The following is an 8287-nucleotide window of genomic DNA, read 5'->3' on the forward strand; positions in this document are numbered from 1 at the left end:
CCGCCCTCGGCCTCACCCCCTCCTCGTCGCCGCCTCCCGCAAGCGCTTCCTCGGCCACGTCCTCACCCGCGAGGGCGCCGCACCGCCCCCCGCGCGCGAACGCGACGCCGCCACCGCCGCCGTCTCCGCCCTCGCCGCCCACGCGGGCGCGTGGGCCGTCCGCGTCCACGAGGTCCGGGCCACCGCCGACGCCGTACGGGTCGCCCGCGCCGTCGAGGGAGCCGCGTGACCGGCGCCGCGGACCAGGCGGCCGACGAAGCCGCCGTCGAGGCCGCCAACACCGCCTTCTACGAGGCGATGGAGACCGGCGACTTCGAGGGCGTCTCCGCCCTCTGGCTCGACGACGGCGCCACCCCGGTCACCTGCGTCCACCCCGGCTGGCCCGTCCTCACCGGCCGCGGCGAGGTACTCCGCTCGTACGCCCTGATCATGGCGAACACCGAGTACATCCAGTTCTTCCTCACCGACCTCAAGGTCGCCCTCGCCGGCCGCACCGCCGTCGTCACCTGCACCGAGAACATCCTCAGCGGCGGCCCCGCCGAGGACGGCGAGGAACTGGGCCCCCTCGTCGGACAGCTCGTCGTCGCCACCAATGTGTTCCGCCACACACCCGAGGGCTGGCGGCTCTGGTCCCACCACGCCTCCCCCGTCCTCGCCGACACCGCCGAGACAACGGACGAGGAGCCCGACGGCGACACCCCGTAACCGCTCCACCGCACCCGGTCCGGCGCCGCCCACGCCCCCGAGGGCAGGCCCTGTCGGTCCCCGCAGGTAGATTCGGGACGGGACACCCGGCCGTCCGCACCCGGCCGCGTGCCCACCGAACTACGACAGCAGGAGTGATTCGCGTGGATCGTGTCGCGCTGCGCGGCCTCAAGGCCCGGGGCCACCATGGCGTCTTCCCCAAGGAGCGCGAGGAGGGCCAGACCTTCATCGTGGACCTGGTCCTCGGCCTGGACACCCGCCCGGCGGCCGCCGCCGACGACCTGGCGAAGACCGTGCACTACGGGGTCGTCGCCGAGCAGGTCGTCGACGTCGTCCAGGGCGAGCCGGTCGACCTCATCGAGACGCTGGCCGAGCGCATCGCCCAGCAATGCCTCAGCCACGCCGGGGTACAAGAAGTGGAGGTCGTCGTCCACAAACCGGACGCGCCCATCACCGTGCCGTTCGACGACGTGACCATCACGATCACCCGGAGCCGACGATGAAGCCGACGCAGAGCGACCCCACCGTCCAGCCCGTACCGGCCTCCGTCGTCGCCACCGTCGACGCGGCCGACTCGACGCTGTCCAACCCCCGCTGGGCCGTCGTGGCCCTCGGCGCCAACCTGGGCAACCGCCTGGAGACCCTCCAGGGGGCCGTCGACGCCCTCGCGGACACCCCCGGCCTCCGGGTCAAGGCCGTCTCCCCCGTGTACGAGACGGAGCCCTGGGGCGTCGACCCCGACACCCAGCCCTCGTACTTCAACGCCGTCGCCCTCGTGAAGACGACCCTGCCGCCCTCCTCCCTCCTGGAGCGCGCGCACGCCGTCGAGGAGGCCTTCCACCGCGTCCGTGAGGAGCGCTGGGGCGCCCGCACCATCGACGTCGACATCGTCGCCTACGCGGACGTCGTCTCCGAGGACCCCGTCCTCACCCTCCCGCACCCCCGGGCCCACCAGCGCGCCTTCGTGCTCGCCCCCTGGCACGACGTCGACCCCGAGGCCCAGCTCCCCGGCCACGGCACCGTCGCCGCCCTGCTCACCACCCTCGGGGACGACGGCGTGGCCCGCCGCACCGACCTGGAACTCCGTCTGCCCGAGTAGTCGTTACGCTCGGGGCAGACCGCCCGGCGGAACACGACCGACGACCAGGAGAAGGACACCGGTGAAACAACTGCGGCTGAAGGTGCTCGCCGGACTGTTCCTCGTCGCCGGCATCCTCTCCTGGGGTGCGGCCCGGCTCTGGGACTCGGTCGGCACCCTGCCCAGCGTGCCGATCGCCGCACCCATCGTCCTGGCCGTGATCGCGGTCGTCCTCACCGCGACGGCCTTGTCGATCCGGGCCCGCCTCAAGGCCCAGCGCGAGCGCCGCCCCGGCGCCAAGGGCGTCGAGCCCCTGATGGCGGCACGCGCCGTGGTCTTCGGCCAGGCGAGCGCCCTGGTGGCCGCCCTCGTCGCCGGCATGTACGGCGGCACGGGCGTCTTCCTCCTCGGCTCCCTCGACGTCCCGGCCCGCCGCGACCAGGCCCTCTACGCGGCCCTCTCGGTCGCGACGGGCATCGCCGTCATCGCGGCCGCCCTCTTCCTGGAGCGCGTCTGCCGCCTCCCGGAGGACGACGACGAAGACCCGGGCAAGGCCCGGGCCTGAGAACCTACGTCGTGGCGCCTCAGCGCGCCATGATGAGGCTCATGGCCTCCGCGCGGGTCGCGGGGTCACGCAGCTGGCCGCGCACGGCCGAGGTGATCGTCTTGGCCCCCGGCTTGCGGATGCCGCGCATCGACATGCACATGTGCTCGCACTCCACGACGACGATGACGCCGCGCGGTTCCAGGATCTCCATCAGGGAGTCCGCCACCTGGGTCGTGAGGCGTTCCTGCACCTGGGGGCGGCGGGCGTAGACGTCGACCAGCCGGGCCAGCTTCGAGAGACCGGTGATCTTCCCGCTCGTCGACGGGATGTACCCGACGTGCGCCACCCCGCGGAACGGTACGAGGTGGTGTTCGCAGGTCGAGTAGACCTCGATGTCCTTGACCAGCACCATCTCGTCGTGGCCGAGGTCGAAGGTCGTCGTCAGGACGTCCTCGGGCTGCTGCCACAGACCGGCGAATATCTCCTTGTACGCCCGGGCGACGCGGGCCGGCGTCTGCTGCAGCCCTTCGCGGTCCGGGTCCTCGCCGACCGCGATGAGGAGCTCGCGTACGGCTGCCTCGGCGCGCTTCTCGTCGAACTCGCCGATGGTGCCCTCGCCGTCCAGCGTCACCGGGTCGGTCATCTCTGTGCCTCGTTCCGTCTGACTGATGTGCGCGAAATGCCGCGCCCCCACAGGCTAAAACCTGTGGGGGCGCGGCAGCCATTCCGGATTCGGAAGGGTCAGTCCTCCGGATTGTCCACGGGGGCGATCTCGATGCCCTTCGTGGTGTCGACCGCGGGGGCCGCCGAGCCGTTCGCCGTGTTCGTCAGGGCGAGCTCCTTGGGGGAGAGCACCGGCGGACGCGTGGACGGGGTACGGCGGGAGGAGCCGGTCCAGGCCGGGCGGGCGGGGCGCTTGGTGATGGCGGTGAAGATCTCGGCGATCTCCTCCTTGCCCAGCGTCTCCTTCTCCAGGAGGGCGAGGACCAGGTTGTCGAGGACGTCACGGTTCTCGACGAGGATCTCCCAGGCCTCGTTGTGCGCGGTCTCGATGAGCTTCTTGACCTCTTCGTCGACCAGCGCCGCGACCTCTTCCGAGTAGTCGCGCTGGTGCGCCATCTCACGGCCGAGGAAGGGCTCGGTGTTGTCCCCACCGAACTTGATCGCGCCGAGACGCTCGGTCATGCCGTACTGGGTGACCATCGCGCGGGCCGTGGCGGTGGCCTTCTCGATGTCGTTGGCGGCGCCGGTGGTCGGGTCGTGGAAGACCAGTTCCTCCGCCGCACGGCCGCCCAGCATGTACGCCAGCTGGTCGAGCATCTCGTTGCGGGTGGTCGAGTACTTGTCCTCGTCCGGCAGGACCATCGTGTAGCCCAGGGCGCGGCCGCGGGACAGGATGGTGATCTTGTGGACGGGGTCGGAGTTCGGCGAGGCCGCCGCGACGAGGGCGTGGCCGCCCTCGTGGTACGCGGTGATCTTCTTCTCCTTGTCCGACATGATCCGGGTCCGCTTCTGCGGGCCCGCGACCACACGGTCGATCGCCTCGTCCAGTGCCGCGTTGTCGATCAGCTTCTGGTCGCTGCGGGCGGTGAGGAGCGCCGCCTCGTTGAGGACGTTGGAGAGGTCCGCGCCGGTGAAGCCGGGGGTGCGTCGGGCGACGGCGCCGAGGTCGACGTCCGGTGCGACCGGCTTGCCCTTCTGGTGGACCTTGAGGATCTCCAGCCGGCCCAGCATGTCCGGGCGGTCGACGGCGATCTGCCGGTCGAAACGTCCGGGGCGCAGGAGCGCGGGGTCGAGGATGTCCGGCCGGTTGGTGGCGGCGATCAGGATGACGCCGCCCTTCACGTCGAAGCCGTCCATCTCGACGAGGAGCTGGTTGAGCGTCTGCTCGCGCTCGTCGTGACCGCCGCCGAGGCCGGCGCCGCGGTGGCGTCCGACGGCGTCGATCTCGTCGACGAACACGATGGCCGGCGCGTTGGCCTTGGCCTGCTCGAAGAGGTCGCGGACCCGGGAGGCGCCGACGCCGACGAACATCTCGACGAAGTCGGAGCCGGAGATCGAGTAGAACGGGACCCCGGCCTCGCCGGCCACGGCGCGCGCGAGGAGCGTCTTGCCGGTTCCGGGCGGCCCGTAGAGCAGGACGCCCTTGGGGATCTTGGCGCCGACGGCCTGGAACTTGGCCGGCTCCTGGAGGAACTCCTTGATCTCGTGGAGTTCCTCGACGGCCTCGTCCGAGCCCGCGACGTCGGCGAAGGTGGTCTTCGGCGTGTCCTTGGTGATGAGCTTGGCCTTGGACTTGCCGAACTGCATGACGCGGGAGCCGCCGCCCTGCATCTGGTTCATCAGGAACAGGAAGACGACCACGATGAGGACGAAGGGGAGGAGGGAGAGCAGGATCGAGACGAAGGGCGACTGCTTCGTCGGGGAGACGGTGTAGCCCTTCTCGATCTGCCCGGCCTCGAACTTCTCCTGCAGCTTGTCGGCGACGTCGACACCCTGGGAGCCGATGTAGCTGGCCTGGACCTTGCTGCTGTTGTCGATCTTCTGGCCGTCGACGAGCTCGATCTTGATGATCTGCTCGTCACCGGTGGTGACCTTTGCCTGCTTGACCTGGTTCTTGTCGATCGCCTGGACGACCTTGCCGGTGTCCACCGTCTTGTAGCCCTCGGACGAGCCGACGACCTGCATCAGCACGACCACGGCGAGGACGGCCAGCACGATCCACATGACCGGCCCACGGAAGTATCGCTTCACGTCCATCCATACGGAGCGAGATCGCTCCGTCCCTCCTGCCCGTAGGAAAATGCTGCTGTGGGAGCTGCTAGGTGAAAAAGCTGTTCTTCGGACGGTACCTCAGCATCGTCGCCCGCGACCGCCTTCCCGTGGTTCAACGGGGGGAAGGCGGTCCGGGTTCCCCGTACGGCCCTGGTGTTCAGCCGCCGTAGACGTGCGGGGCGAGCGTGCCGACGAACGGAAGGTTCCGGTACTTCTCGGCGTAGTCGAGGCCGTAGCCCACGACGAACTCGTTGGGGATGTCGAAACCGATCCACTTGACGTCGATCGCGACCTTGGCGGCCTCGGGCTTGCGCAGGAGCGTGCAGACCTCCAGGGAGGCCGGCTCGCGCGAGCCGAGGTTCGACAGCAGCCAGGACAGGGTCAGGCCGGAGTCGATGATGTCCTCGACGATCAGGACGTGCTTGCCCTTGATGTCGGTGTCGAGGTCCTTGAGGATTCTGACGACGCCGGAGGACTGGGTGCCCGCTCCGTACGAGGAGACGGCCATCCAGTCCATGGTGACGGGGGTGGACAGGGCGCGAGCCAGGTCCGCCATCACCATCACGGCGCCCTTGAGGACGCCGACGATGAGCAGGTCCTTGCCCGCGTATTCCGCGTCGATCTTCGCGGCCAGCTCTGCCAGCTTGGCGTCGATCTCTTGCTTGGTGATGAGCACCGACTGGAGGTCGGTGCCCATGTCCTTCTCGTTCACCCGGGTCACTTTCGTTGCAGCGTGCGTCAGCCTTGCCGGATGACCAGTCTGCCACCCTGGCGGCGGGCTTCGACGCGACCGGGCAGGTTGATGGCCCCCTGGCCGCGCCAGCCGGTGATGAGCCGGTCGACTTCCTCGATGTGGCGGGCGAAGAGGGAGCCGGCGGGCGCGCCCTCGGCGATGACGGCGCGGCGCAGGACGCGGCGGCGTACGGCGGGGGGCAGGCCGTGGAGTTTGGCGCATTCCAGGGCGCCCGCCTCGTCGCGTACGCGGGTCTCGGCGTCGGCGGCCCAGGTGTCGAGGGCGTCGGCGTCGTCGCGGGAGAGCTGGGCCGTTCGGGCGAGGGCTTCGACGACGCCCTTGCCGAGGGCCTTCTCCAGGGCGGGGAGGCCTTCGTGGCGGAGCCGGGAGCGGGTGTAGGCGGGGTCGCTGTTGTGGGGGTCGTCCCATACGGCGAGTTCCTGGGCGACGCAGGCCTTGCGGACGGTCTGGCGGTCGAGCTGGAGGAAGGGGCGCCGGTAGCGGCCGGAGGCGCCGGAGATGGCGGCCATGCCGGAGAGCGACCGGATGCCGGAGCCGCGGGCGAGCCCGAGCAGAACGGTCTCCGCCTGGTCGTCGCGGGTGTGGCCGAGCAGGATCGCGGCGGCTCCGTGGCGTTCCGCGGCGTCGTCGAGGGCCGCGTACCGCGCGTCGCGTGCGGCGGCTTCGGGGCCTCCTTCGCGGCCGACGGTGACGGTGACGGCCTCGGAGGGGGTGAGGCCGAGGGCGGTCATGCGTCCGACGACTTCGTCCGCGCGGGTGGCGGAGCCGTCCTGGAGTCCGTGGTCGACGGTGATGCCGCCGGCGCGTACGGGGAGTTTGCGGGCCTCGAAGGCGAGGGCGGAGGCGAGCGCCATGGAGTCGGCACCTCCGGAGCAGGCGACGAGCACGAGGGGGGTGTGCGCGTCGGGTGCGGGGGCGGGGTCGGTCTGGTGCTCGGTGAGGACGTCGTGGAGTACGCGGCGGACCGCCAGGCGTATCGCCGCGACCGCAGGATGGGGACCCATGTCCGGTGCCCTTCGTGAATGGGGTGGGGTGCCTCGGTCGGAGTACTAACGGTCGGAAAGGGGGGTTCGGTCACTCAGAGTGCGTCGATGGTGACAGAAACCCGGCCGTTACCCGAGCATTGCACGCCTCACCCTCTGCCCAGGGTCCCTCGGATGGGTGATTGGCCGGTGGTTCCGACGTGTTCCTGCGCCGTGTGTCGCTCCAGCCTCACGAGTCTGCCCTACGGTGCACCCTCGCGATCCAGTCGGCGGGGGCGGCGATCTCCGTCTTGGTGGGGAGCGTGTTGGGGGAGGTCCAGACGCGGTTGAAGCCGTCCATGCCGACCTGGTCGACGACGGCGCGGACGAAGCGCTCGCCGTCGCGGTACTGGCGGAGCTTGGCGTCGAGGCCGAGGAGCTTGCGCAGGGCGAGGTCGAGGCGGGAGGCGCCGCGCGCGCGGCGCTGCTGGAACTTCTCGCGGATCTCGGCGACGGAGGGCACGACCTGGGGTCCGACCCCGTCCATGACGTAGTCGGCGTGGCCTTCGAGGAGGGACATGACGGCGGTGAGGCGGCCGAGGATCTCGCGCTGCTCGGGGGTCTGGACGAGTTCGACCAGGGAGGGGGCGGGTTCGCCCTCCTCGCCCTCGGGGCGGCCGCCGGCGAGGGTCTGGGCGGCGTCGCGGAGGCGTTCGACGACGGTGCCGGGGTCGACGTCGGTGGCGGCGAGGAACGACTGGATTTCGCCCTGGAGGTGGTCGCGGAGCCAGGGGACGGCGGTGAACTGGGTGCGGTGGGTCTCCTCGTGGAGGCAGACCCAGAGCCGGAAGTCGTGCGGGGAGACGTCGAGTTCCCGTTCGACGTGGACGATGTTGGGCGCGACCAGGAGGAGGCGTCCGCCGCCGTCGGCGCCCGCGGGGAGGTCGCGGGTGGCGGGGGCGAAGGTCTCGTACTGGCCGAGGATGCGGGAGGCGAGGAAGGACAGCAGCATGCCGAGTTCCACGCCGGTGACCTTGCCGCCGACGGCGCCGAGGACGGCGTTGCCGGGGTTGCCGGAGCGGCGTTCCTGCATCTTCCCGAGGAGCGGGGTGAGGAGTTCGCGGAAGCCGGCGACGTTGGCCTTGATCCAGCCGGCCCGGTCGACGACCAGGACGGGTGTGTCGGCGATGCTGCCCGGGTCGGTGCCCTCGGGGAACATCCGGGTGTAGGCGCGGACGTGTTCCTCCGAGGCCTTGGCGTGCCTGCGGAGTTCGGCCACGATCTCCCGGGCCTCGTCACGGCCGACTTCGGGTCCGGGCCGCACGAGGCGGGTCGCGGTCGCGACCGCGAGGTTCCAGTCGACCATCCCTGATGTGCCTGCGCCACCGATGCTCGTCATGCGTCAACCGTACGGTCTCGACGACTGTTCGGGGTGGGTTCGGGACGGCTTCGGTACGGGTCGGGCC

The 8287-nt window shown here is 70.7% G+C and carries 10 protein-coding genes; 5 read left to right on the forward strand and 5 right to left on the reverse strand.

Annotation, left to right across the window (positions count from 1 at the left end; genetic code table 11):
- The 5 genes from EAO70_RS15735 to EAO70_RS15755 form a co-directional block, all read left to right on the forward strand.
- Positions 1–229, forward strand: a 229-nt coding sequence (locus EAO70_RS15735; RefSeq protein WP_187283904.1) for a dihydropteroate synthase, incomplete at its 5' end; no start/stop codon positions are given.
- Positions 230–297: 68 nt separating this feature from the next.
- On the forward strand, positions 298–705 hold the full coding sequence (locus tag EAO70_RS15740) for a nuclear transport factor 2 family protein (protein WP_402118557.1): 408 nt from the start codon (positions 298–300) through the stop codon (positions 703–705).
- A gap of 143 nt (positions 706–848) precedes the next feature.
- The gene (gene folB / locus EAO70_RS15745) at positions 849–1208 is read left to right on the forward strand and encodes a dihydroneopterin aldolase (protein ID WP_148003612.1); all 360 of its coding nucleotides are present in this window, start codon (positions 849–851) and stop codon (positions 1206–1208) included.
- On the forward strand, positions 1205–1804 hold the full coding sequence (gene folK, locus EAO70_RS15750; RefSeq protein ID WP_148003613.1) for a 2-amino-4-hydroxy-6-hydroxymethyldihydropteridine diphosphokinase: 600 nt from the start codon (positions 1205–1207) through the stop codon (positions 1802–1804). The genes folB and folK overlap by 4 nt, the downstream gene beginning before the upstream one ends.
- A gap of 61 nt (positions 1805–1865) precedes the next feature.
- Positions 1866–2348, forward strand: coding sequence for a DUF3180 domain-containing protein (locus EAO70_RS15755; RefSeq protein ID WP_148003614.1), 483 nt, complete (start codon positions 1866–1868; stop codon positions 2346–2348).
- A 19-nt stretch (positions 2349–2367) separates the two neighbouring features.
- On the opposite strand, the gene folE is transcribed toward EAO70_RS15755, so the two are convergent.
- From folE to EAO70_RS15780, 5 genes are all read right to left on the reverse strand, one after another.
- The gene (folE, locus tag EAO70_RS15760; protein WP_148003615.1) at positions 2368–2973 is read right to left on the reverse strand and encodes a GTP cyclohydrolase I FolE; all 606 of its coding nucleotides are present in this window, start codon (positions 2971–2973) and stop codon (positions 2368–2370) included.
- A gap of 98 nt (positions 2974–3071) precedes the next feature.
- The gene (gene ftsH / locus EAO70_RS15765) at positions 3072–5090 is read right to left on the reverse strand and encodes an ATP-dependent zinc metalloprotease FtsH (protein ID WP_148003616.1); all 2019 of its coding nucleotides are present in this window, start codon (positions 5088–5090) and stop codon (positions 3072–3074) included.
- 172 nt (positions 5091–5262) lie between these two features.
- Complete coding sequence (gene hpt, locus EAO70_RS15770) at positions 5263–5802, reverse strand: hypoxanthine phosphoribosyltransferase (protein ID WP_043226634.1); 540 nt, start codon at positions 5800–5802, stop codon at positions 5263–5265.
- Positions 5803–5843: 41 nt separating this feature from the next.
- On the reverse strand, positions 5844–6863 hold the full coding sequence (gene tilS / locus EAO70_RS15775; protein WP_148003617.1) for a tRNA lysidine(34) synthetase TilS: 1020 nt from the start codon (positions 6861–6863) through the stop codon (positions 5844–5846).
- A gap of 208 nt (positions 6864–7071) precedes the next feature.
- Positions 7072–8220, reverse strand: a complete 1149-nt coding sequence (locus EAO70_RS15780) for a zinc-dependent metalloprotease (RefSeq protein ID WP_187283906.1) — start codon at positions 8218–8220, stop codon at positions 7072–7074.
- Between the last annotated feature and the right edge of the window lie 67 nt (positions 8221–8287).

Origin of the sequence: Streptomyces sp. adm13(2018) (genome assembly GCF_008042145.1) — a bacterium.
Lineage (GTDB): Bacteria > Actinomycetota > Actinomycetes > Streptomycetales > Streptomycetaceae > Streptomyces.